Raw genomic sequence first — 26,883 nt, 5'->3', positions numbered from 1 at the left:
GCGGCGGTCTTTTTTCGTTGTCGGGCCTTGCCGCTCAACCTGCGCCGGTGAGCATCAGCCACAGCGGAATCGTCAACGCCGAAAGCAGCGTGCCCAGCGATATCAGCACGGCCACCATGCGGCCGTCGCCGCCCATGCGCATGGCCAGCACATAGGCCGCGGACGCGGTGGGCAGGGCCGCGAACAATAGCAGCATCTGCGATTCCAGCGGCGGCAGCGCCAGCAGATGCGCGATCAGCAGGGCCGCCGCGGGCAGCGCCAGCAGCTTGACCCCGAGCATCCAGGCGATCAGCGCGCCATGGCCCTTGCCGCCTTCCCATGAAAGGCTGGCGCCCACGCACATGATGCCCAGCGCGAGCGCGGCAGCGCCCAGGCGTCCCAGCGCCGTGTCCAGCGGGCCGGGCAGATGCACGCCGGCCAGATTGCAGGCCAGGCCGGCCAGCGTGGAAATGACCAGCGGGTTGCGTGCCAGTTCGCGCAGCAGGTTGCCGCCGCTGTGGCGCGCCAGGCCGTAGACCGCCGCCATGTTGGCCATCGGCACGGCGAACCCGACGATCAGCGCCATGACCGTCTGGCCCTGGGCGCCGCCCAGGCTGGCCGACAAGGCCAGGCCGAGATAGGTGTTGAAGCGGTAGCCGCATTGCGCGGACGAGGCCAGGCTGAGCGGCGACGGCCGCAGCGCCCAGCGCGCCAGCCAGGTCAGCGCGACGCCGGTCGCGATGACGGCTGCGCAGGCCTGCAGCAGCATGGCGGCGTTGCCGGCGGTGATGGGGGTGCGCAGGATGGACTGGAACAGCAGTGCGGGGAGCAGGACGAAGTAAACCAGGCGCTCGGTGCCGGCGAAGAATTCGCGCGAGAAATCCAGTTTGTGACGCAGCGCCCAACCCAGCGCGACCAGCATGAAATCAGGGAAAACCAGAAGGGCAACGGACATGTGAGAGCAGGTATTTGATGCGCGTCAGAAGGGGATCCCGACGCTATGCGTCTGTAAGCATTTGCTGCTATTCTCCGTCATTCTGGCGGGCGCATGTGCCACAAGCAACCTATAAAAGCAGTGCTCTCCCTGCGCACAGAACTTGCGCCCTCCCGCCGTTCATTGCTGACCTGTCTACAGGCAGGCGCATCACACAACGGTCCGTACACACACGGGCTCGCATATTGGAGGAAACACACCTATGAATAAAGTCCGCTCCCTGGCCGTGGCCATTGCCCTGGCCTCCGGCGTTGCCGGCACCTTTGGCGCCTCCGCCGCCTTCGCTGCCGACAAGTACCCGAGCAAGCCTATCCGCGTGATCGTTCCGTTCGCGCCTGGCGGCTCGACCGACATCATCGCGCGCCTGGTGACGCAGCGCATGAGCCAGGAACTGGGCCAGCCCATGGTTGTGGAAAACAAGGGCGGCGCCGGTGGCGCCATCGGCGCATCCGAAGCCGCGCGCGCCGATGCCGACGGCTACACGCTGTCGATCGCCACCGTGTCGACGATGGCCGTGAACCCCGCTTGCCGCCCCAATGACCTGCCCTACGATCCGATCAAGGACTTCCAGCCGGTCACCAACTTCGCCAACACCGCCAACGTGGTGGCCGTGAACCCGAAGTTCCCCGCCAAGGACTTCAAGGGCTTCCTGGAAGAGCTGAAGAAGAACCCGGGCAAGTACTCCTACGGCAGCTCGGGCACTTGCGGCGTGCTGCACCTGATGGGCGAATCGTTCAAGATGGCCACCGGCACGGACATCGTGCACGTGCCGTACAAGGGTTCGGGCCCGGCCGTGGCTGACGCCGTCGGCGGCCAGATCGAAATCCTGTTCGACAACCTGCCGTCGTCGATGCCGCAGATCCAGGCGGGCAAGCTGCGCGCCATGGCCATCGCGTGGCCGACCCGCATCGATTCGATCAAGGACGTGCCGACCTTCAAGGACGCCGGCTTCCCGGTGCTGAACCAGCCGGTCTGGTACGGTCTGCTGGCGCCCAAGGGCACGCCGATGGAAGTCGTGAACAAGCTGCGCGACGCTGCCGTGGTGGCCCTGAAGGACCCCAAGGTCATCAAGGCGCTGGACGACCAGGGTTCGGCGCCGTCGGGCAACACGCCGGAAGAATTCGCCAAGGAAATCAAAGAGCAGTATGACTGGGCGAAGGACGTCGTGAAGAAGCAGAACATCAAGCTGGATTGATGCCGCGCGGGGCGGGCGCTGCCTGCCCTGTCTGCACGCAATGACGGGCGCCTTCGGGCGCCCGTCTTTTTTTTGTGCGCCGGCCGCCTCAGGCCGCGGCGTCGAGTCCGGCCTGCAGCGCTTCGCAGGCGGCGCGCAAGCGTTCGATGAAGTCGCGGTGCAGCGCTGATAGCGGATCCTGGTTGCGCACCATGATGCTGATCGGCACGCGCAGCGCGGGGTCCAGCCGGCGCAGGTTCATGCCGGGACGCAGCATCGCCTGCGCGGTGATGGCGTCCACGATGGCGTCGCCGCAGCCTGCGTCCACCAGCGCGCAGGCCACGTAGTGCGTTTGCACCTGGATGGCGACTTGCGGATCCAGGCCCTGCGCGTCCAATGCCATCTGCAGCAGGGCGCCGGAGGCGTCGGCCGCGTCCAGCACGATCAGCGTGTCGCCCGCCATGGCCGTCAGCTCCGCCAGCGGCAGCGGTCCCGTGCCTTCCTTGCGGCTCAGGTGCACCAGCTCCGTGTGGCCCAGCCCCATGCGGGTCAGGCCCGGATAGTCGTTGGTGTCGAAGGTGATGGCCAGGTCCAGTTCGCGCGTCAGCAGCCCCTGTACGAGTTCGGTGCTGTGATGCGTGTGGATGTCGAAGGTGATGCCGGGCTGCGCCTCGCGGCTGTCGCGCACCACGCCGGGCAGCAGCCCCAGGCCCAGCGCTGGCGCGCAGCCCAGTCGCAGGTGGCCGTTGGGATGGTCGCGCAGGCTGGCGGCCAGCCTGCGCACGCTGTTGAGGTCCTGGTTCAGGCGCGCGACTTCGGGCGTGAGGATCTCGGCTTCGCGCGTGGCGACGAGCCGGCCCTTGACGCGCTCGAACAGCTTGAAGCCCAGCTGCGCCTCGGCGTGCGCCAGGAGCTTGCTGGCCGCGGGCTGCGAGATATGCAGCGCGGCCGCGGCCTCGGTCAGGGATCCAGTACGGCGGATCGCTTCGAAAATCTCGATGTGGCGCAAACGCATGGCACGGTGGGGACGGTGGGCGGAAACCGCGATTCTAAGCCGGATGCGGCTGGCGTCGCGACAGCCGCGGGCGCCTTGACTATCATGAACCCCTGCCGGAAAGCCGGCGCACACTGGAGCTTCCCATGCGCGCACCCCGCCACGCCGCCGCCCTCATGCTTGCCGCCGCGCTTGCCGCCATGCCCGCGGCCTGGGCCCGCACGCCGCAGGCCGCCGAGGACCTGAACCCCGAGGCCGCCAGCGGCATACAGACGCGCCAACTGGTGCGTGCGCCGCATTTCATGATGGCATCGGCCAATCCGCTGGCGACGCAGGCGGGCGACGAGATGCTGCGCCGGGGCGGCAGCGCGGTGGACGCCGCCATCGCCGCCCAACTGGTCCTGAACCTGGTGGAGCCGCAATCGTCGGGCATCGGTGGCGGCGCCTTCATGGTGGTGTATTCGGCCAAGAGCGGCCGTATCCAGACCTACGACAGCCGCGAGACCGCGCCCGCCGCGGCCCAGCCGCAACGTTTCCTGGATGCGGACGGCAAGCCGGTGCCATTCGCCCGCGCGGTGAACAGCGGCCTGGCGGTGGGCGTGCCGGGCTTGCTGCGAGGCTTGGAGCTGGCGCACAAGGAGCAGGGCGCGCTGCCCTGGGCCGACTTGTTCCAGCCCGCGATCCGGCTGGCCGAACAAGGTTTTGCCGTGTCGCCGCGCTTGCATAAGCTTTTGGCCGGCAACAAGGAACTGCGCACGCAAGCCGCGGCCGCGGCCTACTTCTACGCGCCGGACGGCGCTCCCTGGCCGGTGGGCCACGTGCTGAAGAACCCGGAATTCGCGCGCACGCTGCGCGCGGTGGCGGAGCAAGGCGCGGACGCGTTCTACCAGGGCGACATCGCCCGGGATATCGTTGCCGCCGTACGCGGCCACGCCGTGCCTGGCGACCTGACCCTGGCCGACCTGGCGGGCTATCGCGCCGAGACGCGCGATCCCGTGTGCGGCGCCTATCGCGGCTACCAGCTGTGCGGCATGGGGCCGCCCAGCAGCGGCCCGATCGCGGTGCTGCAGATGTTGGGCGAACTGGAGCAGTTCCCCCTCGCCCGCTACAAGCCGGGCAGCCTGGAGGCGGTGCATTACTTTTCGGAAGCTGGCCGGCTGGCGTTCGCCGACCGCGATTTCTACGTGGCCGATCCGGACTTCGTGCGGGTGCCGGTGCGCGCCATGCTGGACCCCGCCTACCTGCGCGCGCGCGGCGCGCTGATCCAGCCGGACCGCAGCATGAAGGTGGCGCTGCCCGGCGATCCGGAAGGCAAGCTGCTGTCGCTGGGCAAGGACGACGCGTGGGCGCTGCCCTCGACCAGCCATCTGGTGGCGGTGGACGCCCAGGGCAATGCCTTGAGCATGACGACCACCATCGAAAACGAGTTCGGCAGCAAGATCTTCGTGCGCGGCTTCCTGCTGAACAACGAGATGACGGATTTTTCCTCGTCCTACAAGGATCCCGAGGGCCGCCTCGTCGCCAACCGCGTCGAACCGGGCAAGCGCCCGCGCAGCTCGATGGCGCCGATGATCGTGCTGCGCGATGGCAAGCCCTATCTGCTGGTGGGGTCGCCGGGCGGTAGCGCCATCATCAACTATGTGGCCAAGACCATTGTGGGCGTGCTGGACTGGGGCCTGGACATCCAGGCGGCCATCGACCTGCCGAACATGGGCAGCCGCAACAAGGAGACCGAGCTGGAGAAGGGCACCGCGCTGGAGGCGCTGGCGCCAGAGCTTGAGCGCATGGGGCATCCGGTGCGCATCACCGAATTCCCCAGCGGCATCCACGGCATCGTGATCGATGCTGGCGGCCTGCAGGGCGGCGCCGATCCGCGCCGCGAAGGCGTGGCCCAGGGCGGCTGAGGCCGCACGGGCCTATTCGCCGGCGTCGGCGGGACGCAGCGTCGGCGGCAGCTTGCGCAACGTGGCTGGCGTGCGCGACAGCTTGATCGGCGAACCCACGCCGCGATAGTCGCCTTGCTCCAGCACCATGCCGCGATGGCGGGTATGTGGATGCGCCAAGGCCTGGTCCACGGTCTGTACGGCGGCGGCGGGGACGCCGCCACGCAGCAGACGGTCGGCCAGCGCAGCGGCGTCGTGGCCCGCCAGCAGCGCGGACAGGTCGTCGCGCAAGGATGAGCGGTTGCGCAGGCGGTCGGCGTTGGTGGCGTAGCGCGCATCGTCCGCCAATCCTGGCGCTTCCAAAGCCTGAGCCAGCTGCGCGAACTGGCGGTTGTTGCCGACCGCGAGAAAGATCGGGCCGCTGGCCGTGGGCAGCGTTTCGTAGGGCGCGATGTTCGGGTGCGCGTTGCCGCTGCGCGCGGGCACCTTGCCGCTGTAGAAGTAATTGGGCGCGTGCGGATGCAGCAGCGACAGGGCGCAGTCGTACAGCGTGATGTCCAGGAACTGTCCCAGGCCGCTGCGGGTACGCTCATTGAGCGCCAGCAGGATGGCCACGGCCGCGTTCAGGCCGGTCACCATGTCCACCACCGGCAGTCCGACCCGGGTGGCTTCGCCGTCCGCATCGCCGTTCACGCTCATCAGGCCGCACATGGCCTGGGCGCAGGCGTCGTAGCCGGGCAGGCCGCCCAGCGGACCGTCCGCGCCGAAGCCGCTGACCCGGCAATGGATCAAAGCGGGGAAGTCGCGGCTCAGCGTGTCGTATCCCAGGCCCCATTTCTCCAGCGTGCCGGGCTTGAAGTTCTCCACCAGCACATCGGCGTCGGCCAGCAGATGGCGCAGCAATTCCTGCCCAGCGGGCTGCGACAGGTCCAGCGTCATGCCGTCCTTGTTGCGGTTCACGCCGATGAAGTAGGACGCCGTATCGCCCAGGAAGGGGGGGCCCCAGCCGCGCGTCTCGTCGCCGCCGGGCGGCTCGATCTTCAGCACGTCGGCGCCGTGGTCGGCCAGGATCTGCGTGCAATAGGGGCCGCCCAGCACGCGCGACAGGTCTATCACTTTGCAGCCGGCGAGCGCGCCGGCGTTGGGCAGGGTTGCAGCCATGTGGGGTCCGTTCAGTCGATGGAAACGTGGGCGCTCTTGATGAGGTCGCGCCATTTGGGCACTTCGGCCGAGATGAAGGTCGCCAGGCCCTGCGGCGTCTGGTCCTGGGCTTCGACGATGCCCTGGCTGCGCAGCGTCTGCGCGACCTCGGGATCGGACAGCGCGGTCTTGAAGGCGCGGTTCAGCGTGTCCACTACGTCAGCCGGCGTGCCCTTGGGCGCGACGATGCCGAAGAAGACGCTGACGTCGTAGCCCTTGAGTCCCTGCTCGGAAAGCGTCGGCAGGTCGGGCAGCGCATCCGAGCGCTGGGCGCTGGCCAGGCCGATGGCGCGCAGCTTGCCCGCCTTGATGTAGGGCAGCGCGGTGAGGATGTCGGTGAACGACATCGACACCTGCCCGCCCAGCAGGTCATTGAGGGCCGGTCCCGTGCCTTTGTAGGGGATGTGCATGATCTGGGTGCCGGCCATATTGTTGAAGAGAATGCCGGCCAGGTGCGACGAGGCGCCGTTGCCCGACGAGGCGTAGCTCAGCTTTTCCGGATTCTTCTTGGCGTAGGCGATCAGTTCCTGCGCATTGTTGGCGGGCACCGACGGGTTCACCACCAGGATGTTGGGCAGGTGGCCGATGCGGATGATGGGCGCGAAGCTGGTCTCGGGGTTGTAGCCCTGCTTCTTGTACAGGCTGACGTTGATCGCCAGCGGCCCCGAGGTGCCGAACAGCAGGGTGTAGCCGTCCGGCTTGGCGGTCGCCACGTACTCGGAGCCGATGTTGCCGCCGGCGCCTGCGCGGTTTTCGACGATGACGTTCTGGTTGAGCGGTTGCCGCAGCTTGTCGGCCAGCCTGCGCGCCAGGGCGTCGGTGGGACCGCCCGGCGGGAAGGGCACGATCAGCGTCACGGGCCGGGCCGAGGGATAGGCGTCCGCGGCCAGCGCGGGTGCGGCGGGGGCGATGGCGGCGGCAGCCGCCAGCAGCAAAGGGGCGAAGGTTCGGTTCATGCTTGTCTCCAGTGGTTGCGCGCCGGCTGTGCCGCCGGCGTCGGTTCTTACAGCGCGTATTGCAGGATGGCGCGGCACGCCGTGCTTTCGTCGGCCGCAATGGCATAGGGATCGCGCGGGCCCAGGCGATGCTGCAGCACCTGGTCGGCCAGCAGCGCGCGGCTTTCCAGGCCGGGTTCGGTGGCTTCCCAGCGCAGGGCGGCCATGGAAACCGCGTGGTACAGCAGCGAAGCCGCCTGGCGCGCCAGCTCGGGGCGGTCGGCCTGCGCGGCGTGTTCGGCCAGGGCATAGGTCTGCTCCAGCGCGCGCGCCTGCATGTCGGCCAGTTCGGGCGGGCAGGGGCGGCCTGCGGCCAGCAGGCCGTCGATATGGCTGCGCAGCGCCGGCAGCGAGTTTTCCCGGGTGATGGCGCGCAGCACGTCCAGCGCCACGATGTTGCTGGTGCCTTCCCAGATGGAGCCCAGGTGGGCGTCGCGCACCAGACGCGGTTCGGTCCATTCCTCGATGTAGCCGCAGCCGCCGCGCACTTCCATGGCGTCGCCGGTCACCTTGCGCGCATCGCGGCAGGCGCGAAACTTGATCAGCGGCGTGAGGATGCGCGCCAGCGCCGGATCGGCCGCGCCCTGGTCCGCGTCGGCCAGCGCACGCGCCGTCTGGAACATCACGCTGCGGGCCTGTTCGGCCCAGACCGTCATCTTGACCAACTGGCGCTGCATCAGCGGCATGTCGATCAGGCGCTTGCCGAAGGCGCGCCGGTGCTGCGAGACATAGACCGCCTCGGTCACGGCGCGGCGCATCAGGCCGGCGGCTCGCATGCCGTTGGACAGGCGCGAATTATTGATCATGTCGGCCATGTGCTTGAAGCCGCGGCCGCGCTCGCCCACCAGCCAGGCCACCGCGCCTTCCAGGCGGATCTCGCCGCTGGCCATCGAGCGCGTGCCCAGCTTGTCCTTCAGGCGCAGGATGCGGTAGTGGTTGTGCGTGCCGTCGGCCAGGTCGCGCGGCAGCAGGAACAGCGATACGCCCTTCAGGCCGGCCTGGGCTTCGCTGCGCGCCAGCACCATGGCGTAGCCTGCGTCCGGATTGGAGCAGAACCATTTGTCGCCGTGGACGAGCCAGGTGCCGTCGTCCTGCGCCGTGGCGGTCACTTCGGTGGCGCTGACGTCGGACCCGGCGCCCTGTTCGGTCATGAACATGGCGCCCTGGCGCAGCGCATCGAAATCCTGCGAGGTCACTTCGGGCAGGACTCGCTCGACCAGTTCCGGGTCGCCGAACTTGCGCAGGGTGCGAGCCAGCGAGTCGGTCATGCTGACCGGGCAGCACAGGCCGAACTCCGCCTGCACGAACAGATGGCTGAGCGCGTACTTGGCGGCCGCGGGCATGGGTTCGGGCCAACCCAGGACGCCGCCGCGGTGCGACAGCGCCGCCAGGCCGAATTCGCTGTAGGCCAGGCGCTCCAGTTCGACGTAGGCCGGATGCTTGTCGATGCGGGACTCGTCGGCGCCGGCGCGGCTGCGCACGGACAGCGTGGGCGGGTGCTTGTCGGCGGTGGCGGCCAGTTCGTCCATGACGCCGCCTGCCAGCGCGCCCAGCCGTTCCAGGTGGGGCAGCAGGTGGGCGTGCAGCGCGGGCGGCAGGTAGCGCCGGCTGAGCGCCTCGGCGTAAGGGTCCGCGCTGAACAGGTTTTGTCCGCGCGAATCCGGAACGGGCGTGGCGGCGGTGGGCGCGGTCTTGACGGGGGTATCCATGGCGGCATCCTGCTGAAGACGGGAACGATGCCTGTGATGGTGCTTGCATGGATTAATCTATACAAATACTGTTTGTGTGTAGAACAATCCAAAAAAAGTATGGATTGCAGTCCCAGGGGAGACAAATGGACCTGGATCCGCGCCTGTTGCGCTATTTCATTGCCGTGGCCGAAGAACGCCACTTCAGCCGCGCGGCCACGCGGCTGCACATTTCCCAGCCGCCGCTCAGCTACGCCATCCGCCAACTGGAGGACAACGTCGGCGCGCGCCTGCTGACCCGCACCAGCCGCCACGTCGAGCTGACCGACGCCGGCCAGGTGCTGTACCGGGAAGCCCTGACGTTGCTGCGCCAGGCGGAAGAGGTGCGCACACTGGTGCAGCGCGTGGACGCGGGCCTGCGCGGCCGGCTGCGCATCGGCTTCGTCGGTTCCATGCTGTACCGCGGCCTGCCGGCGCTGCTCAACGCCATGCGCGCCGAGCTGCCCGACGTGGAACATGTGCTGACCGAATTGAATTCCCATGACCAGATCGAGGCCGTGCGCCGCGGCGAGCAGGATCTGGGCTTCATCCATGCCAATCCGGTGCCGCCAGGCGTGCTGGCGCGCGACTTGATGGCCGAGCCTTTCGTGGTGTGCCTGCCGCAGGCGCATCCCCTGGCCGGCCGGGAATCCCTGCGGTTGGCGGAATTGGCCGCGGACGACTTCGTGTTCTTCGCCCGGGCCGCTTCGCCCAGTTATTACGAGACGGTGCTGTCCATGTGCGTGTCGGCGGGCTTCATGCCCGTGATCCGGCACGAGGTCAGGCACTGGCTGAGCGTGGCGTCGCTGGTGTCGCAGGGGCTGGGCGTGTCCATCGTGCCGGCCTGCCTGTCGCGCAGCGGGCTGGCGGGGACGCGCTTCATTGCCTTCGAGCACGCGGCCCGCTCGGTCAGCCAGATGATCTGGCCCGAGGCTGCGCGTTCGCCGCTGCAGGAAAAGGCGGTGGAAATGGCGGCGCGCCAGTTCCCGCTGGGGGCAGGCGCGCCCGAGGATCCGCCGCCAGGCGAATCCGCCGGACGGCGATCCGCAAGCTGAGGATCAGCGGAAGACGACGGTCTTGTTGCGGTTGAGCAGGATGCGGTGCTCGACGTGGCTGCGCACGGCGCGCGACAGCACCAGGGATTCGATGTCGCTGCCGACCTGGGTCAGGTCCTGGGCGGTCATCGTGTGGTCCACGCGTTCGATGTCCTGGTCGATGATGGGGCCTTCGTCCAGGTCCGAGGTCACGTAGTGGGCGGTGGCGCCGATGATCTTGACGCCGCGCGCATGCGCCTGGTGGTAGGGGCGGGCGCCCTTGAAGCTGGGCAGGAAGCTGTGGTGGATGTTGATGGCGCGGCCGTTCAGCGCGCGGCACATGTCTTCCGACAGGATCTGCATATAGCGGGCCAGCACCACCAGGTCGATGCCTTCCTGATCGACCAGGGCCAGCACCTGCTTTTCCTGTTCCGCCTTGGTGTCGGCGGTGACCGGCAGGTGGTGGAACGGGATGCCGTAGGACGCCGCCAGGCTGGCGTAGTCGTTGTGGTTCGAGACGATGGCGGCAACTTCGGCGTGCAGATGGCCGCTGTGCACGCGGAACAGCAGGTCGTTCAGGCAGTGGCCCTGCTTGCTGACCATGATCAGCAGGCGTTCCTTGCGGCGGGCGTCATGCAGCTTCAGCTCCATGCCGTATTCCGCCGACATCCCGTCCAGCCGCGCCCGCAGGTCGCTGGCGGCTACGCCCACCGGGACGTCGAAGTGCACCCGCAGGAAGAAGCGCCCGGTCTCTTCGTCGCCGAACTGCTGCGAATCCAGGATGTTGCAGCCCAATTCGAACAACAGGCCGCTGACGCGGTACACGATGCCCGTGCGGTCGGGGCAGGACAGGGTCAGGATGTAGTCGTTGTGCTGCATGGTTCAGGGAGAGGAGAAAAAGGAGAAGAGGTGACAGTATTTGTTGATGGCGCCACGCGCGGCATGCGCGGCGTGGGGATCATCCGTTCAGACGGGCCAGGGTCTCTTCGGCCAGGGCCAGGCTGGAGGTCAGCCCCGGGGATTCTATGCCGAACAGGTTCACCAGGCCGGGCACGCCATGCGCGGCCGGGCCGGCGATGACGAAATCGGCCGCGGGCTCGTGGGGGCCGGAGATCTTGGGGCGGATGCCGGTGTAGCCGGGCGCTAGCGCGTCATCGGGCAGGGCCGGCCAATAGCTGCGCACGGCCTCGTAGAAGACGTCGGCGCGGGCCGGGTCCAGCGTGTAGTCCTCGGTTTCGACCCATTCGGTGTCGGGGCCGAACTTGGCCTGGCCGCCCAGATCCAGCGTCAGATGCACGCCCAGGCCGGCATGCTGCGGCACAGGGTAGATCAGGCGCGAGAACGGCGCGCGTCCGGACAGCGTGAAATAGCTGCCCTTGCACAGGTAATCCTTGGGGATGCTGGACGCAAGCAGACCGTCGATGCGGCGCGCCAGCGCCGGCGCGTGCAGGCCGGCTGAATTGATCAGCACGTTGCAGCTCAGGGTCATGGCGTCGTCGCCGCCGAATTGCAGCTCGAAGCCGCCTTCGGGGCGGACCCGGCCGGACACCAGCGGCGTGTGGAAGACGCACTGGGCGCCGGCGTTTTCGGCGTCGCCCTGGAACGAGAGCATCAGCGCATGGCTGTCGACGATGCCGGTGGACGGCGAGGACAGCGCCGCGGTGCAGCGCAGCGCGGGCTCCAGGCGCATGGCGTCCTCGCCGGAAATGAACTGCAGGTCGTCCACGCCGTTGGCGCGGGCGCGCTGGGCAATGCCCTCCAGCTGCGCGGCCTGTTCCGTCGTGGTGGCGACGATGAGCTTGCCGAGCCGCTTGTAGGGCACGCCGCGCTCGGCGCAATAGGAGTAAAGCAGGTGCTTGCCGCGCACGCAGAGCCGGGCCTTGAGGCTGCCCGCCGGGTAGTAGATGCCGGCGTGTATGACTTCGGAGTTGCGCGAACTGGTGCCGGTGCCGATCGCCTCGGTGGCTTCCGCCACCAGCACCTCGCGTCCGGACTGGGCCAGCGCGCGCGCGATCGCCAGGCCCACCACGCCCGCGCCGATGACGACGCAATCCACATCCACGCTCATGGCGTTTTCCTTTCCGAACGGGCGCCAGCCGGGGTCAGGTCGAAACCGCCGGCATGGAAGACCAGCGGCGGCTCGCCGCTATGGCCGCAGCGCTCCACTTCGCCCACCATGATGACATGGTCGCCCTCGACGTAGCGGCTGCGGTTGTGGCATTCGAACCAGGCGGCGCAGTGGCCGTCCAGCATGGGCGTGCCGCCCGGCGCGCGATGCACCGTGAGGCCTGCGTAGCGGTCCGGCGTCTTGCCGGTGGCGAAGCGGCGCGCCAGCGCGATCTGCTCCGCGCCCAATACGTTGACGACGTAGCGCTCGCACTGCTCGAAGGCGGCCAGCGACGACGAACTGCGCGACAGGCTCCACAGCACCAGTGGCGGGTTCAGCGACACGGAGTTGAAGGAGCTGACCGTCAGGCCGATGGGCGCGCCATCGGGGTCGGCGGTCGTCACGACGGTCACGCCCGTGGCGTAACGGCCCAGCGCGGTGCGGAAAAAGGCGGCGTCAAAATCAGGGGAGGAGGCGGTCATGCAATCGTTAATTGGGGGCGGGCGCGCGGCGCCCGGCATCAAGGCGACAGGCGTTCGATCTTCCAGGCCTGGCCGTCGGCGACATAGCGCAGGCGGTCATGCAGGCGCGAGGGCCGGCCTTGCCAGAATTCGAAGGCGGTGGGCTTCAGGCGGTAGCCGCCCCAGTGCGGCGGGCGCGGCGGCTGTTCGCCGAAACGCTCGCGGAATTCCCGTTCGCGGGCTTCCAGCTCTTCACGGGTGATGGGCTGGCTCTGGCGCGAGGCCCAGGCGCCGATGCGCGAACCGGCGGGGCGGCTGTGGTAGTAGGCGTCCGACTCGTCGCCGGCCACTTTTTCGACCACGCCTTCGATGCGGACCTGGCGCTCCAGCGGCTGCCAGAAGAACAGCAGGCTGGCGCGCGGCTCGGCCTGCAGGTCCAGGCCCTTGCGGGATTCGTAATTGGTGAAGAACGTGAACCCGCGCTCATCGAAGCCCTTGATCAGGACGATGCGCGCGCTGGGCTGGCCGCTGGCGTCCACCGTGGCCAGGGTCATGGCGTTGGGTTCGGGGACCTTGGCGGCCAGGGCCTCGTCGAACCAGCGGGTGAACTGCTCGAACGGGGAGGCGGCGGCCTGGCCTTCGAGCAGCACGTTCTTGTCGTAGCTTTGACGCAGATCAGAGACGGACATGGGGCTAGTAGTTCAGCGTTGATAACAAGGAGTTTATACCGCCTGGGAGGCGGTACCCTCATTGACCCCGCTCAGGGCGCAGGCAAGATTTCCCGAGGCCGGGCCTCAGGCGCCTTCCGGCAGGGTGTGCCCGTCCAGCTCCAGCCGGCGCGCGATGGCGTCCAGGCGGGCGTCATGGATGCCGGCGGCGCGCAGCGCCTGGGCGGTCTGCACCACGTATTCGGTGCAGGGGCCGTAGCGTCCGGCGGCGCGGCGCACGATGGCCAGCAGCTCGGGTTCGGGCAGGGCGCGGATGTAGGCCGGATTGTCCCGGTTCATGATGAAGACCAGCGCCCGCACGGTGCCGGTATCGGTGGCGCAGTTGATCCAGCGGGGCAGATAGGCGCCAGTGGACATCTCGCGCTCCCAGAGCGCGGGGAAATAGGTTGGCACCTGGTCGCCCGCCAGGCGGTAGACCACCCCGCGGCAGGAGCCTCCCCGGTCCAGGCCGAATACCAGACCCGGGCATTCCGGGGTGCCGCGGTTGACCCGCGACCACAGGCACAGCGCCCTGTGGTGGCCGCGCAGCGTTGCCAGCCGGCGCTCCACGAAGTCGAAGTCGGGCCGCCAGATCAGGGAGCCGTAGCCGTAGACCCACACGTCTTCGCCCGATTGCCAGTGGCGCAGCGCCTCGTCCAGTGATTCCTGCCGCTCTTGCGCAGTCCAAAGACGAAAGGGCAGGCTGGCGCCGGAATTGCCGGCGGCGGGAGGAGAGGACTGCATGTTCACGGCTACGCTTTGCGTTCAGATTCGATCGGGGGATTGCGGTTGGCCCAGCCTCCGGCCATCAGGGCCACGGAGTACGCCCAGAAGAGGGGGGCAACGCCAATTACCGCACCGAGCGCGCCGAAGGTCAACGGCAGGGACACCTGCGAGCCGTTGATCAGGGCCATCCGCAGGCCCACGGCCTCGGCGGCGCGGCCCGGCGGCGAATGCTGGTGCAGCAGGGAAAGCATACTCGGCTGACAGCAGCCCAGGGCCAGACCAAGGATGAAAGACAGCACGATCAGGACGTTAACGTCGGTGAACAGCGGGTAAAGCATGAAATCAATGGCGGCTGTCGCCATCGCTACCCGCACCAGCGTCCAGGACCGCACACGGCGCTGGATGAAGGGCAATATCAGGCGGATAACGAAAGTAGCCGCCGCGAAGGACGCAAGAATGACGCCAATGGTGGTGGCCGACAGGCCGATGGCGACGCCGAAAATGGGCACGACGAACAAATGGGTGTCCCACGCGCCGGACAAAATCGTGTTGACCATCAGGATGCGGCGCAATGCCGGCACTTCCAGCAATTCAGTAACGCGCCGCTTTTCAGCCTCTTTTTTACCTGACAGCTGCGAATCCACCGCCTTCAATTGGTGACGCAAGACATAAAGGCCGCCCGCCGAAAGCAACGGACCCAAGGTCAGCAGGCCGAAGGCCAGACGCGTGCCCAGATGGTCGATCGCGAGCCCGGCGATCAGCGGGCCCGAGAATCCGGACCCCGCCAGCGCCAGAGACATAAAGGAGAAATTGCGCAGCCGTTGAGCCGGTTCCGCGTGGCCCAGCAGGTCTTGCGTGGCGACCTGATGCAACATGAAGCCGATGCCGATGCAGCAGGAGGCTATCAGCAGGGCGAACTGGGTCTGTGAGATGAAGGGCAGCGCGGTGCCCGAGGCGACCAGGGCCGTGCCGATGACCAGCGGCCGCACAATGCCGACCCGGTCGACCCAGCGGCCGGCGCGCACCGAGAACAGCATGGGCAGCACCGCGAACACCGCGACCAGCGTGCCCACCTTGAAGGTCGACAGCCCCATCTGCAGCGCAGTGAGGGAAACCGTGATCCGTCCCCCAGTGAGCGCCACGTGATTCATCATGGCCAGCAGGCACAAAAGCACCGCCCCGGAAAATTCTGGGGAACTGGGTGACGAAGAGGGGGATCTATGAGAAATGGACACGGATACGGCGTAACTGCGTTCATTCTGGCCATATCGTCGCCCTATGTCGAGGCGCTGCTGTTTTGCAGCGCCGCAAACGTATTTTGGCGCCAATCGCATGATGCCGGCTATCTAGGGGCGAAGTCGCATGCTTATGGCGCAAGATGGCGGCACGTTCGCCGCATCTGCGTGCGAGGGCTTGCGTGGGGGACGGACAAAGCGTTGTATCGTTCATGCAACGGAACAATCACGCGGACCTTGACGTTCCGTTCCGCTTTACTGTTTTTCACCGTTTCGCCACAGATCGTCGATGGTTCGGACGCACTAGACGTTTAGGATGTGCAGGCAGCGTGGGCAAGCCTCCCCTTGTCCGGTCCGCAATTCGCAATACCGGCGCTGGCTCGATTTCCAGCGCCACATCCGACAGGTTCAATGAAAAAGTCTCGCAGCAAGTTCAAGCGCTACGCCCTGATCGCCGTTTTTCTGCTTTTAGCCGGGTTCGGCGTGCGCGCCGCATTCTTTTCCGCGCCGCCGCCGCCTACTTTCGCGGTGGCCGAGGTCACCCGGGCCGACCTTGAAGACAGCGTGCTGGCCAGCGGCACCATCGACGCCATCGAACGCGTCAGCGTCGGCGCCCAGGCTACCGGCCAGCTCAAATCCCTGAAGGTGGCGCTGGGCGACCGCGTCAAAAAGGGCCAGTTGGTCGCCGAGATCGACGACATGACCCAGCAGAACGAGCTGCGCAACGCCGAGGCCGCCTTGCAGACCCGGCGCGCCGAGCGGGCCGCCAAGGTCGCCACGCTGAAGCAGGCCGAGCTGGCCTTCCGCCGTCAGCGGCAGATGCTGGCGGCCGACGCCAGTTCGCGCGAGGCCTACGAGAGCGCCGAGGCTACGCTGGGCGTGACCCGCGCCGAAATCGCCTCGCTGGAGGCGCAGATCGCGCAGGCCGAGATCCAGGTCGACACCGCCCGGGTCAACCTGGGCTATACGCGCATCGTCTCGCCCATCGACGGCATGGTGGTCGCGGTGGTGACCAAGGAAGGCCAGACCGTCAACTCGATCCAGAGCGCGCCCACCATCATCAAGGTGGCCCAGGTGGACACCATGACCATCAAGGCGCAGATCTCGGAAGCCGACGTGACCCGCGTGAAGCCCGGCCTGCCGGTGTACTTCACCATCCTGGGCGAACCCGACGAGCGTTACCGCGCCGCCCTGCGCGCCGTGGAGCCGGCGCCGGATTCCGTGCAGAAGGACGACGCGGCGTCTTCGCTTACCGGATCGACCAGCGGCAGCTCCACCACCGCCGCCGTCTACTACAACGGCCTGTTCGACGTGCCCAATCCGGACGAGAAGCTGCGCATCTCCATGACCGCCCAGGTCTTCATCGTGCTGGGCGAGGCCAAGAACACGGTCGTGGTGCCGGCCTCGGCGCTGGGCAAGCGCGGCGAGGACGGCCGCTACGCCGTGCGCGTGGTCCTGAAGGACAACAAGACCGAAACGCGCCAGGTCAGGATAGGCATGAACAACAACGTCCAGGCGCAGGTGCTGGAAGGGCTGGAGGTGGGCGAGCGCGTCGTGTCGGCGGATGCCGCGCCGGCCGCGGCTGCGCCGGGGGCCTGACATGAGCGGGCCTTTGATATCGCTTACGGGCGTGCGCCGCGAGTTTCCCGCGGGCGAACAGACCATCGCGGTGCTGAAGGACGTCAACCTGGCTATCGAGGCCGGCGAGATGGTGGCGATCGTGGGTGCGTCCGGGTCGGGCAAGTCCACGCTCATGAACATCCTGGGCTGCCTGGATCGCCCCACCCGCGGCGAGTACCGGGTCGACGGGCGCAGCACGGGCGAGCTGGACCCGGACGAACTGGCCGAGCTGCGCCGCGAGCACTTCGGCTTCATCTTCCAGCGCTACCACCTGCTGTCCGATCTGACCGCGCAGGGCAACGTCGAGGTGCCGGCCGTCTACGCCGGCAAGCGGCGCGAGGCGCGCCTGGAACGCGCCGATGAACTGCTCAAGCGGCTGGGATTGGGCGACAGGTCCGGGCACCGGCCCGGCCAACTGTCCGGCGGCCAGCAGCAGCGCGTCAGCATCGCGCGGGCGCTGATGAACGGCGGCGACATCATCCTGGCCGACGAGCCGACCGGCGCGCTGGATACGCACACCGGCCAGGAAGTGCTGCGCATCCTGGAAGAACTGAACGCGGCCGGCCACACCATCATCATCGTCACGCACGATATGAATGTGGCGCGCCACGCCCAGCGCATCATCGAGATCAGCGACGGCGAGATCGTCGCCGACAAGCGCAATCCCGACGCGCCGCGGCGCGAACGCGTCAAGGAAGATGCGCCGGCGCTGGCCGCGCGGCCTGTGTGGCAGGCCTACCTGGACCGTTGCCGCGAGGCTTTGCGCATGGCGTTGCTGGCGATGAATGCGCACCGGCTGCGCACCTCGCTGACGATGCTGGGCATCATCATCGGCATCGCGGCCGTGGTGTCGGTGGTGGCGCTGGGCGAAGGCTCGCGCCGCAAGATCCTGGACGACATCAGCGAGATCGGCACCAACACGGTGGAGATCTTTCCGGGCAAGGACTTCGGCGACGAGAAGGCCGTCAATATCCGCACCCTGGTGCCGGCCGACGCCGACGCCCTGGCGCGCGAATCCTATGTGGACAGCGTTACGCCGGAAGTCTCCACCAGCAACACGCTGCGCTATCGCAACGTGTCGGTGACCGGCGTGATCCAGGGCGTGGGCGAGCAATATTTCCGCGTGCGCGCCATCAAGCTGGCCCAGGGCAAGTTCTTCGACGAGACCAGCGTGCTGCGGCGTGCGCAGGAAGTGGTGATCGATGACGCCACCCGGCGCAAGCTGTTCGGCTCGCATACCGAGCCCATCGGGCAGGTGGTATTCCTGGGGTCGATGCCGGCGCGCGTGATCGGGGTGACGCAAAAGAAGGAAACCGTCTTCGGCAGCAATGATTCGTTGAACGTATGGGTCCCCTACACCACGGCGCTGTCGCGCGTGCTGGGCCAGCAGCATCTGAAAAGCATCACGGTGCGCGTCAATGACGCCTCGCCGCCCGCCGCGGCGGAGCAGGCCATCGTGCGCGTGCTGACGCGGCGCCACGTGACCAAGGATTTCTTCGTGTTCAACACGGACGCGATCCGCAAGACCATCGAACGCACCACCGCCACCATGACGCTGCTGGTGTCCATGATTGCCTTGATCTCGCTGATGGTGGGCGGCATCGGCGTCATGAACATCATGCTGGTGTCGGTGACCGAGCGCACCCGCGAGATCGGCGTGCGCATGGCGGTGGGGGCGCGGCGCAGCGACATCATGCAGCAGTTCCTGATCGAAGCGGTGCTGGTGTGCCTGATAGGCGGCGCCATCGGCATCGTGCTGTCCCTGGGGCTGGGCGTGCTGGTGTCCAAGGCCACGGGCGGGTCGTTCCAGATGATCTATTCCACGACATCGATGGTGGCGGCGTTCAGCTGCTCGACGCTGATCGGTGTGCTTTTTGGCTATTTGCCGGCGCGCAATGCCGCGCGCCTGGATCCCGTCGAGGCCCTGGCCCGGGAATGAGGAAGATGAAAGCGGTTTCCCTGATCTGCAAACCTGCCGCCCTGGCGCTGCTGCTGGCCCTGGCCGGTTGCGGCAGCCTGCTGCACACCGACTACGAGCCGCCGCTGACGTCCATTCCAGCCGCCTGGACCCATGCGCCCGCAGGCGACTTCCAGGCCGGGCCGCTGGCCGATGGCGGCCAGTGGTGGCGCAATTTCAACGACCCGACGCTCAACGGCCTGGTCGACGCCGCGCTGGCGCGCAACAACAACCTGGCCGCCGCCGCGATCCGCGTGCGCCGGGCGCAGTACCAGGCTGGAATCACCGAGGACAAGCTGCTGCCGCAACTGGGCGGCAACGCCAATGTGACGCGCAACCGCAATCTGTACGGCGATCGCGCGATCTCTCGGACCAACGCGGCGGAGTTGACTGTCAGCTACGAAGTGGACCTGTGGGGCAAGCTGTCCAGCCAGCGCGACGCGGCGCAGTGGGATGCGCTCGCGACCGAGCAGGACCGCCAGAGTGCCGCGCTGTCCCTGGTGGGCACCACGGCCACGCTGTACTGGCAGACCGCCTTCATCAACCAGCGCATTGCCAGCAGCGCCGAGAGCATCGCGTACGCACGCAGGACGCAGGACCTGGTGCGCGCCCAATACGCGGCGGGCGGCGCGTCGGCGCTGGAAATGGCCGAGGCTGAACAGACCGTGGCCAGCCAGGAAGCCGCTCATACGCTGCTGGTGCAGCAACGGGTGGAATACGCCAACGCCCTGACCATCCTGTTCGACGGCCCGCCGGACCGCATGATGGCCGACCCGGCGCGATTGCCGGGCTATCCCTTGCCGCAAGCGCGCGCCGGCGTGCCGGCCGACTTGCTGGGCCGCCGTCCCGACTTGCGCGCCGCCGAGCTGCGCCTGCGCCAGTCCCTGTCCACCGTCGACGCAACCCGCGCCAGCTTCTACCCGCCGTTGACGCTGACCGGCGCCTTGGGAAGTTCGAGCCCCACGTTGTCCGATGTCCTGAAGAACCCGGTGGGCTCGCTGGGGGCGGCGCTGACGCTGCCGTTCCTGCAATGGAACCAGATGCAGCTCAACATCAAGATCTCCAAGGCCGACTACGAAGAGCGGGTGGTGAATTTCCGGCAGGCGCTGTACCAGGCGATGGCGGACGTGGAAAACGCGCTGTCCAATCGCACGCAACTGCGCTTGCAGGCAGAGCAGCTGGACGCGTCTCTGCGCGCGGCGCGCGAGGCCGAGCGTCTGTACGAAGTGCGCTACCGGGCGGGGGCGGTGCCGTTGAAGGACTGGCTGGACGCGCAGGAGAAGCGGCGGGTGGCTGAGGTTTCTCGGGATGAGAATATGTTGAATCGGTTGGTGAATCAGGTGACGGTTTATCAGGCGCTCGGGGGGGATGATGTTGTTGGCGGTGGTGCTGCTGAGTCTGCTGCTGGCGCAGCGGCGGGTTCTTAATCCGTCTGGCGCGTCGGTGCGCTGGGGCGCGCGGGGCAACGATTGCGGTCCGGAGCGTTCGCTCCGGACTTCCCCGTCGTCATCGTCGTCCAGGCCTTCGGCCTTCCCTTCCGATTCCCTCGGGCTTATCGACGCCCCGCGCGCCCCAGCGCACCGACGCGCCAGACTCCGCTTTTGAAACTTGGCGTCAGCTGGGGTGCCTGGTCTTCGTAGGATTCTCGCCGACGGTGGGGGTTGGGCGATGGTCTTGCGGGGCCCGCCCCAGGCCGGCCGCCCGGGCGGCCTTTTGGGGCTTACGCGGCGTCTTGCGATTGGTGATGCCGCTGTGCGCTGATGATGATCTGCGCTTGAGCAGGAATCGTTGCTGGGCGACGGATTGCATATGAGTGCATGCCTGCACCCGCGCGCAGCGCCATCCGTACAACTGACTGCAACCATATGCCAAAGAAGGCCGCCCGCGCGGCCGTCTTTGGCGTCCCCGCAAGATCTTTCTCTCTTCCTCGTCGGGGAGAAGAACGCCAAGCACACCACCCGTCCCAGCGACCGGCAAGATTCAATCAGCAGAGCCTGGCGCGGCGGCGCCTGGGGTGGCGCGGGGCGTCGATAAGCCCGAGGGAATCCGAAGGAACCGCCGGAGGCGGTGACGAGGATGACGCAGGGGAAGTCCGGAGCGAACGCTCCGGACCGCAATCGTTGCCCCGCGCCACCCCGGGCGCCGCCGTGCCAGGCGTCTCAAGAACCAGCACCCGTCCCCTAACACCCGCCTGCAATAAAATACGCCCTCATGAACACCCCAGAACCCCAAGCCGACCTCGACCGCCGCTTCGGCAGTCTTTCCCGCCTCTACGGCCCCGAAGCCCCGACCCGCCTGCGCAACGCCCATGTGGCAATAGCAGGCCTGGGCGGCGTGGGTTCCTGGACCGTCGAAGCCCTGGCGCGCTGCGGGGTCGGCGCGTTGACGCTCATCGACCTGGACCACATCGCCGAATCCAACGTCAATCGGCAGATCCACGCCTTGACCGAGACGCTGGGCCAGTCCAAGGTCGATGCCATGGCCGAGCGCGTGCTGGCGATCAATCCGGAATGCCGGCTGACGCGGGTGGATGACTTCGTTTCGCCCGAGAACGTCGCCCAGGTCCTGCCCGGCCCGTATTCGGTCATCATCGACTGCACCGACCAGGCCGCGGCGAAGATCGCGATGATCCTGCATGCGCGCGAAGTCGGCGTGCCCATGCTGTTGTGCGGCGGCGCTGGAGGCAAGACCGATCCGCTGGCGCTGCGCGCCGGCGACCTGTCGGCTGCGGTCAACGATGCACTGTTGTCCAAGCTGCGCAACAAGCTGCGCCGCGAACACGGCTTTCCGCGAGCTTCCGATCAGAACGGCAAAGCACTGAAGCGCGTGCCGAAGATGGGCATCCATGCCCTATGGTTCGACCAGCCCGCCATCCTGCCCGACGCCTGGACTCGCCCCACGGAAGGCGAGGACGACATGGGCGCTTCGGGCCAGACCCTGGCGCCGCAAGGCCTGTCCTGCGCCGGCTATGGCTCGGTCGTGACCGTCACGGCCGCCATGGGCATGGCGGCCGCCAACGAGGCGCTGCGCCTCGCGGTCTGACAAAGACGCTACAACGCCACGAACACCACGCCGTCCTCGATCCTGACCGGATAGGCGGCAATGTTCTCGCGCAGCGGCGAACAGAGCGCGCGCCCGTCGCGCACGTCGAAGCGCCCCTGATGCAGCGGACATTCGATCTCATGCCCCTCTAGAAAGCCGTCGCACAGCCGCGCATTGCCGTGCGTACAGAGATTGGCGGTGGCGTAGACCTCGCCGTCCACGCCATACAGCGCGATCTCGCGGCCGCCGGCCTGCACGGCGATGACGTCGTCTTCAGGCACCTCGTCCCGCGCGATGGCCTTGATCCATTGCGTGCTCATTGCTGTCGTGTCCTTTCTCAAATGGGGTAGATAAGCGAATTCGGCACCAGCTCGCTGTCGAAGATGCAGAGCCGCGATTCGAACTTGAGCCCGTCGGGGCCGCGCCGGACCACGTCCAGATAACGGCCCACGTTGAACACCGTGGTCAGTTGGCTGGGCTTGGTGCGGAACACGGCGTAGTTGGCCTCGGACTCGATGCGGTCGCCCTGTACCGACAGCACTCGCGGCGCGCCCACCACGTGGCGCTGGTAGTAGGGATCGTGGAAGATGGTGTCGGTGGCGCCGTAGATGCGGTCCTTCAGCATGCCGCGGCTTTCGAAGGACATGGTTGCCAGCGGATAGCCGCGCTCGTGGTTCTCGCGCGGCAGCACCTTGTACACGCAGTCTTCCAGGAAAAACTCGGGCCACTTTTCCCATTGTTCCGCGTCCAGCGCGGCGGCGTAGTCGTTGTACAGGCAGGTCAGTTGGTAGTAGAGCGGAAAGTCCAGCATCGTCAGGCCTCCATGACCCGACGCCAATACGCGTACATGCCGCGGATCAGCGTTTCCGTGACCATGTGGTCGGTGTTTTCGGCGGTCTTGCCGCCCAGTTCCGCCACGCTGCGGTGCCAGGGCTTCTGTTCGAAGCCGGATTGCGAGAACTCGATGACCTCGCCGTCGTCCGCCGACACGAAGCCCGCCGGGCCGAACAGATTGGCCTGGCGCAGCCGGCGGCGCGTCATCTCGGGCGTGTCGTCGGCGAAACCGAAGTGCGTCCAGACGAAGTCGAAGGCGTCGTGGCCCACCGGCTGGATGTGGCGCGTGGACAGCGAGTTCACCTGCTGCTGGATGATGACGCTGGGAAACAGCGTCATCAGCACGGCGGTGGGGCCGTTCCACCAGGGCTCCGGCACGATGTCGAGAAAGCGGTCGTCGTTCAGCGACATCTGCTCCTTGAAGCTGGACACGCCGCTGGTCACGCTGCCCTTGCCGCCCTGGCCGCGCGTCGAGATCATGGCGGCGTGGCGCAAATGCCGGTCCATCTTCAGCTCGGAGCGGTTGTCGGCCCGCCACAGGCCGAAGGTGACGAACCAGGTGTGCAGCAGGCCCGGATGATACGGATCCTTGATGTTTTCCTGCATCAGCTTCCAGTTGCCGGGGATGCGCTGGCGGCTGTAGCCGTGGATCACCAGTTCGCGGCCGTCGAAGACGCGGTCGAAGTAATGCAGGATGTCCGGCCCCAGATAATCCTCCAGCGGCTCGACGTCGTGGTCGAACGAGGCGAACACCACACCGTTGCGGCAGGCCACGGCCAGCTTGGTCAGGCCGTGCTCTTGCGGGTTGAAGTCGGGCGGCATGCCGCCGTTGACCTTGCCGTCCTGCTTGACGCCGCGGCGGAACGGCACGCCGATCAGATTGCCCTGCAGGTCGTAGTTCCACTGGTGGTACGGACAGACGAATTCGCTGCGGTTGCCCGAACGTTCGCGGCAGAACTGCACGCCGCGGTGGGCGCACACGTTTTCCACCACGCGCACCTGGCCGTCGTTGTCGCGCAGCAAGATGACAGAGCGTTCGCCCACCGCAGTGCGCTTGAAGTCGCCCGGGTTCGGGATCTCGGCTTCCAGGCCCACGTAGCTCCAGTGCGCGCGGTAGAAGAACCGCTCCATTTCGCGCTGATGCAGGGCGGCGTCGGTGTAGACGCCGAAGGGGATGCGGTGGGATCCGTCGTCCTGCCAGCGCGGGGCGAATTGGATGGGCCGCTCGGGGGCGTTCATGATCCGCTCCGGCGACAGGGCGCGGCGGCGGACAGCGTACAGGTACGCATGGCGTGTCTCCTTGGTTCGGCGGACCGCGGGCGCGATCCAGCAGAGCCGGCGCGGCATGGGCGCTGGCGTTTTTTGCATCATCGGGCAGAAGGTGAAATAAATAAATAGAATCTGCTTGATGAGATAAATCACCAGAATCAATATTGGTGGAGACAGCCCATGAACCTGCAAGACGTGGACCTGAACCTGCTGGTCGTCTTCAACGAACTGCGCAAGCACGGCCGGGTGTCGGCCGTGGCCGAGAGCCTGGGCATCTCGCAGCCGGGCGTCAGCAATGCGCTGGGCCGGTTGCGCAAGCTGTTGGGCGACGAGCTATTCCTGCGGACCTCGCGCGGCATGGTGCCCACGCCCTACGCGCAGGATCTGGCGCAGCCCATCGCCGCCGCGCTGGAGGCGCTGCACAGCACCCTGAACGCGCGCGCCGCGTTCGACCCCGCGCATAGCGGTCGTGCCTTCGTGATCGGCGTGAACGACGTGGGCGAGACCTATTTCCTGCCGCGGCTGATGCGCGCCCTGGACCGCGCCGCGCCCGGCGTCACGGTGCGCACCGTGCGCACCACCTCGATCGACGTGAAGGACGAGATGGAGCGCGGCCGCATCGATCTGGCCATGGGCTTCCTGCCCGATTTGAAGAGCGGCTTCTTCCAGCGGCTGCTGTTCCGCCAGCCATATGTGTGCATCTTCCGCCGCGACCATCCGCTGGCGCGCACCGGGGTCTCGGCGCGGCAGTTCCGCGCGGCCGAGCACGTGGCCATCGCCTCGGAAGGCACGGGCCACGGCGTGGTCGACCAGGTGATAGGGCAGGCCGGCATCCGGCGGCGCCTGCGCCTGACGGTGCCGCACTTCATTGCGGTGGGGCCGGTGCTGGCCGCCACCGACATGATCGCCGTGGTGCCGCAGCGCTTTGCCGACTGCGCCTGCGGTCCGTTCGGCCTGGCAACCGCGCCCTGTCCGGTGAAGATCCCGGAGTCCGTCATCAACGTGTTCTGGCATGCCCGCAACCACCGAGAGCCCGCCAACCAGTGGCTGCGGCAGGTGGTGGTCGACGAGTTTGCGGATTAAGTGTCGCGCAGCGTTACCGGAAACCAGCCGCGCAGCGCATTGGACAGGCGGATTTCCTCGGCGGCATGCAGGTCGGCCAGGGTCAGGACGCGTTCTTCCACCTTGCCTGTTTCGAGCAGTTCGGCGCGCTGCACGCCGGGCAGGCAGCCGCTGTCCACGGGCGGCGTGTACCAGTCGCCATCCAGGCGCAGATAAACGTTGCTGCGGCTGCCTTCGCAGAGTTCGCCGCGCTCATTCAGGTAGAGCAGATCGAAGATGTGCGGATGCGATGGCAGCCATTCGATGGTCTTGGTGTACCAGGGGCGGTAGGTGGTCTTGTAGCGCAGCAGCGGTTCGGATGAACGCAGCGCTTCGGGCGCCAGCATGGCTTCCTGTGCGGGTTGCAGGGGCGGCAGCGGCGCGGTCTGGATGTTGCGGCTGCCGTCGCGCGCCACCAGCAGGCGCAGCCGGTGCGGCCCCGGCGTGGCCAGGCCCAGCGCGGTGATCATGATGTCGGCTTCGACGGCCCGGCCTCCCCAGCCGTAGCCCAGGGCCTTGCAGGACGCTTCCAGACGCTTGAGGTGGCGCCCCAGCAGCGGCACGCGTCGTTCGGCATCGACCAGGATGGTCTCGATCAGTTCGGGTTGCATGGGACTCTCCTGGCGTAAAGGCGCGCTGCGGCCGCGCTCTATCCTACTACCGATGGCGGCCGGCGCGCAGGGGCGCCGGACATCCGGACTGTGGCCTCAGGCCCGCAAGATCCGGGCCTTCCAATGGCATTCCTGCCATTCCTCGGCCGGGTCGGAATCGTGCACGATGCCGCCGCCCACGCTATAGATGCCGTGGCCGGCGTGGTCCAGCACCAGGGTGCGGATGGCGACGTTCAGCGAGAAGTCGCCGTCCGGCGCCAGCCAGCCGATGCTGCCACAATACAGGCCGCGCGGCGCTGTTTCCATCTGGCGGATGCGGCGCATGGCCGCGACCTTGGGGGCGCCGGTAATGGAGCCGCAGGGAAACAGCGCGCACAGCACCTCTTCCAGCGAGGCGTGCGGCGCCAGCGCCGACACTGTGGACGTCATGGTCCAGACGGTGGGATAGCGCTCCAGCGAGAACAGCGCGTCGACCCGCACCGAGCCCGGCTCGGCCAGCCGGCCCAGATCGTTGCGCAGCAGGTCCACGATCATCAGGTTTTCGGCGCGGTTTTTTTCGCTGGCCAGCAGCGCCTGGCCCAGCCGTTCGTCCTCGGTCGGATCGGGGTCGCGCGGGGCCGTGCCCTTCATCGGGCGCGTGGTCAGGCGCGGGCCGTCGCGGCGCACGAACAGTTCGGGCGAAAACGACAGCACCGTGCGTTCGCCGTCCTGGATGAACGCGCCGTGCGCCACTGGGTTGCGGGCGGCGATGCGCCGGTACAGGGTGGCCGCGTCGCCCTGGAATTGCAGGTCCAGCGGCTGGGTGTAGTTCACCTGATACAGCTCGCCGTCGCCGATCAGGCCGCGGATGGCTTCGATCTGGCGCACGTAGTCGACCTCGGTCATGCGCGGCGCGGGCAGGCTGATGGCGGCCGGCGCGCTGTCTGCATCCGGCGCGTCCCAGGGCGCTTCGTCGTGCTTGCTTTCGAATGCAAGCGCCGTCAGGCGTGGCCTGCCGTCGTCGCGCGGCGGCGTCCAGGGGCCGGCGGGCGGCGCCAATGCGGCTTCGGGCAACAGCCATTCGCCCAGTTCGTAGTCCAGCAACAGGGCGATCCAGCGCCCCTGCCGTCGCTGCGCCTCGATGGCGGCCAGGGCCGGGGCGACCTCGGCGGCGCAGCGCGCCTCGATCCGCGAGCACAAGCCCTCGAATCGCAGCGCGCGGCCGGCCAGCCGGTCTTCAAAGCGACATTCCAT

24 protein-coding genes are annotated in these 26,883 nt (G+C 67.5%); 8 read left to right on the top strand and 16 right to left on the bottom strand.

Annotated features, from left to right (window positions below):
• Positions 1-34: 34 nt before the first annotated feature.
• Positions 35-934 (bottom strand): AEC family transporter, encoded by a 900-nt coding sequence (locus tag AC1RHV_RS24425; protein WP_175181109.1) that lies wholly within the window; start codon positions 932-934, stop codon positions 35-37.
• A 241-nt stretch (positions 935-1,175) separates the two neighbouring features.
• On the opposite strand from AC1RHV_RS24425, the gene AC1RHV_RS24420 reads away from it, so the two are divergent.
• On the top strand, positions 1,176-2,168 hold the full coding sequence (locus tag AC1RHV_RS24420) for a tripartite tricarboxylate transporter substrate binding protein BugE (RefSeq protein ID WP_054457457.1): 993 nt from the start codon (positions 1,176-1,178) through the stop codon (positions 2,166-2,168).
• An 88-nt stretch (positions 2,169-2,256) separates the two neighbouring features.
• On the opposite strand, the gene AC1RHV_RS24415 is transcribed toward AC1RHV_RS24420, so the two are convergent.
• The gene (locus AC1RHV_RS24415; protein ID WP_054457455.1) at positions 2,257-3,162 is read right to left on the bottom strand and encodes a LysR family transcriptional regulator; all 906 of its coding nucleotides are present in this window, start codon (positions 3,160-3,162) and stop codon (positions 2,257-2,259) included.
• Positions 3,163-3,287: 125 nt separating this feature from the next.
• Here AC1RHV_RS24415 and ggt point away from each other — a divergent pair, with 125 nt between their 5' ends.
• Positions 3,288-5,045: a gamma-glutamyltransferase gene (ggt, locus tag AC1RHV_RS24410; RefSeq protein WP_492302179.1), complete on the top strand. Its 1,758-nt coding sequence runs from the start codon at positions 3,288-3,290 to the stop codon at positions 5,043-5,045.
• A 12-nt stretch (positions 5,046-5,057) separates the two neighbouring features.
• Here the strand turns inward: ggt and AC1RHV_RS24405 are convergent, their stop codons facing one another.
• From AC1RHV_RS24405 to AC1RHV_RS24395, 3 genes are read right to left on the bottom strand one after another with little or no spacing between them, the layout of a single operon-like run.
• Complete coding sequence (locus AC1RHV_RS24405; protein WP_054457452.1) at positions 5,058-6,185, bottom strand: CaiB/BaiF CoA transferase family protein; 1,128 nt, start codon at positions 6,183-6,185, stop codon at positions 5,058-5,060.
• Positions 6,186-6,196: 11 nt separating this feature from the next.
• Complete coding sequence (locus AC1RHV_RS24400) at positions 6,197-7,180, bottom strand: Bug family tripartite tricarboxylate transporter substrate binding protein (protein ID WP_054457449.1); 984 nt, start codon at positions 7,178-7,180, stop codon at positions 6,197-6,199.
• A gap of 47 nt (positions 7,181-7,227) precedes the next feature.
• A complete protein-coding gene (locus AC1RHV_RS24395) occupies positions 7,228-8,928 on the bottom strand; it encodes an acyl-CoA dehydrogenase family protein (RefSeq protein ID WP_492302178.1) in 1,701 nt (566 codons plus the stop codon).
• Between the two features lie 125 nt (positions 8,929-9,053).
• Here AC1RHV_RS24395 and AC1RHV_RS24390 point away from each other — a divergent pair, with 125 nt between their 5' ends.
• Positions 9,054-10,001 carry a LysR family transcriptional regulator gene (locus AC1RHV_RS24390; RefSeq protein ID WP_054457446.1) on the top strand — a complete coding sequence of 316 codons (948 nt, stop codon included), beginning with the start codon at positions 9,054-9,056 and terminating at the stop codon, positions 9,999-10,001.
• Positions 10,002-10,004: 3 nt separating this feature from the next.
• Here AC1RHV_RS24390 and purU read toward each other — a convergent pair whose 3' ends face one another.
• The 6 genes from purU to AC1RHV_RS24360 all read right to left on the bottom strand — a co-directional run bounded on the left by purU (position 10,005) and on the right by AC1RHV_RS24360 (position 15,135).
• The gene (gene purU / locus AC1RHV_RS24385; RefSeq protein ID WP_054457443.1) at positions 10,005-10,859 is read right to left on the bottom strand and encodes a formyltetrahydrofolate deformylase; all 855 of its coding nucleotides are present in this window, start codon (positions 10,857-10,859) and stop codon (positions 10,005-10,007) included.
• A 79-nt stretch (positions 10,860-10,938) separates the two neighbouring features.
• Positions 10,939-12,048, bottom strand: coding sequence for an NAD(P)/FAD-dependent oxidoreductase (locus tag AC1RHV_RS24380; RefSeq protein ID WP_492302177.1), 1,110 nt, complete (start codon positions 12,046-12,048; stop codon positions 10,939-10,941).
• Positions 12,045-12,569, bottom strand: a complete 525-nt coding sequence (locus AC1RHV_RS24375) for a flavin reductase family protein (protein ID WP_492302176.1) — start codon at positions 12,567-12,569, stop codon at positions 12,045-12,047. The genes AC1RHV_RS24380 and AC1RHV_RS24375 overlap by 4 nt, the downstream gene beginning before the upstream one ends.
• A gap of 38 nt (positions 12,570-12,607) precedes the next feature.
• Positions 12,608-13,237: a pyridoxamine 5'-phosphate oxidase gene (pdxH, locus tag AC1RHV_RS24370; protein WP_054457438.1), complete on the bottom strand. Its 630-nt coding sequence runs from the start codon at positions 13,235-13,237 to the stop codon at positions 12,608-12,610.
• A gap of 105 nt (positions 13,238-13,342) precedes the next feature.
• The gene (locus AC1RHV_RS24365; protein ID WP_054457436.1) at positions 13,343-14,005 is read right to left on the bottom strand and encodes a gamma-glutamylcyclotransferase; all 663 of its coding nucleotides are present in this window, start codon (positions 14,003-14,005) and stop codon (positions 13,343-13,345) included.
• A 2-nt stretch (positions 14,006-14,007) separates the two neighbouring features.
• Entirely contained in the window at positions 14,008-15,135 is a 1,128-nt protein-coding gene (locus tag AC1RHV_RS24360) for an MFS transporter (RefSeq protein WP_054457615.1), read from the bottom strand.
• Between the two features lie 492 nt (positions 15,136-15,627).
• Between AC1RHV_RS24360 and AC1RHV_RS24355 the strand changes: the two genes are divergently transcribed.
• From AC1RHV_RS24355 to AC1RHV_RS24340, 4 genes are all read left to right on the top strand, one after another.
• Complete coding sequence (locus AC1RHV_RS24355) at positions 15,628-16,815, top strand: efflux RND transporter periplasmic adaptor subunit (RefSeq protein ID WP_175181113.1); 1,188 nt, start codon at positions 15,628-15,630, stop codon at positions 16,813-16,815.
• Position 16,816: 1 nt separating this feature from the next.
• Entirely contained in the window at positions 16,817-18,775 is a 1,959-nt protein-coding gene (locus AC1RHV_RS24350) for a MacB family efflux pump subunit (RefSeq protein WP_054457614.1), read from the top strand.
• A gap of 5 nt (positions 18,776-18,780) precedes the next feature.
• Entirely contained in the window at positions 18,781-20,220 is a 1,440-nt protein-coding gene (locus AC1RHV_RS24345; protein WP_175159402.1) for an efflux transporter outer membrane subunit, read from the top strand.
• Positions 20,221-21,004: 784 nt separating this feature from the next.
• A complete protein-coding gene (locus AC1RHV_RS24340) occupies positions 21,005-21,835 on the top strand; it encodes a tRNA threonylcarbamoyladenosine dehydratase (RefSeq protein WP_125472501.1) in 831 nt (276 codons plus the stop codon).
• Positions 21,836-21,843: 8 nt separating this feature from the next.
• Here the strand turns inward: AC1RHV_RS24340 and AC1RHV_RS24335 are convergent, their stop codons facing one another.
• Genes AC1RHV_RS24335 through AC1RHV_RS24325 form a run of 3 tightly spaced genes read right to left on the bottom strand, consistent with a single transcriptional unit; the run spans position 21,844 to position 23,908 of the window.
• Entirely contained in the window at positions 21,844-22,155 is a 312-nt protein-coding gene (locus AC1RHV_RS24335; RefSeq protein ID WP_054457428.1) for a non-heme iron oxygenase ferredoxin subunit, read from the bottom strand.
• A gap of 17 nt (positions 22,156-22,172) precedes the next feature.
• Positions 22,173-22,646 (bottom strand): aromatic-ring-hydroxylating dioxygenase subunit beta, encoded by a 474-nt coding sequence (locus AC1RHV_RS24330; protein ID WP_054457426.1) that lies wholly within the window; start codon positions 22,644-22,646, stop codon positions 22,173-22,175.
• A gap of 2 nt (positions 22,647-22,648) precedes the next feature.
• Positions 22,649-23,908: an aromatic ring-hydroxylating dioxygenase subunit alpha gene (locus AC1RHV_RS24325; protein WP_492302175.1), complete on the bottom strand. Its 1,260-nt coding sequence runs from the start codon at positions 23,906-23,908 to the stop codon at positions 22,649-22,651.
• 210 nt (positions 23,909-24,118) lie between these two features.
• Here AC1RHV_RS24325 and AC1RHV_RS24320 point away from each other — a divergent pair, with 210 nt between their 5' ends.
• Positions 24,119-25,021 carry a LysR family transcriptional regulator gene (locus AC1RHV_RS24320; RefSeq protein ID WP_054457424.1) on the top strand — a complete coding sequence of 301 codons (903 nt, stop codon included), beginning with the start codon at positions 24,119-24,121 and terminating at the stop codon, positions 25,019-25,021.
• Here AC1RHV_RS24320 and AC1RHV_RS24315 read toward each other — a convergent pair.
• Complete coding sequence (locus tag AC1RHV_RS24315; RefSeq protein WP_054457422.1) at positions 25,018-25,650, bottom strand: aminotransferase class IV family protein; 633 nt, start codon at positions 25,648-25,650, stop codon at positions 25,018-25,020. The two genes, AC1RHV_RS24320 and AC1RHV_RS24315, sit on opposite strands and share 4 nt — an antisense overlap.
• Positions 25,651-25,746: 96 nt before the next feature.
• Positions 25,747-26,883 (bottom strand): aminodeoxychorismate synthase component I, encoded by a 1,137-nt coding sequence (locus AC1RHV_RS24310; protein WP_492302173.1) that lies wholly within the window; start codon positions 26,881-26,883, stop codon positions 25,747-25,749.

This window comes from Achromobacter sp. GW823-FHT04E03 (assembly GCF_058796095.1).
This window is presented reverse-complemented; position numbering and strand designations above follow the sequence as displayed.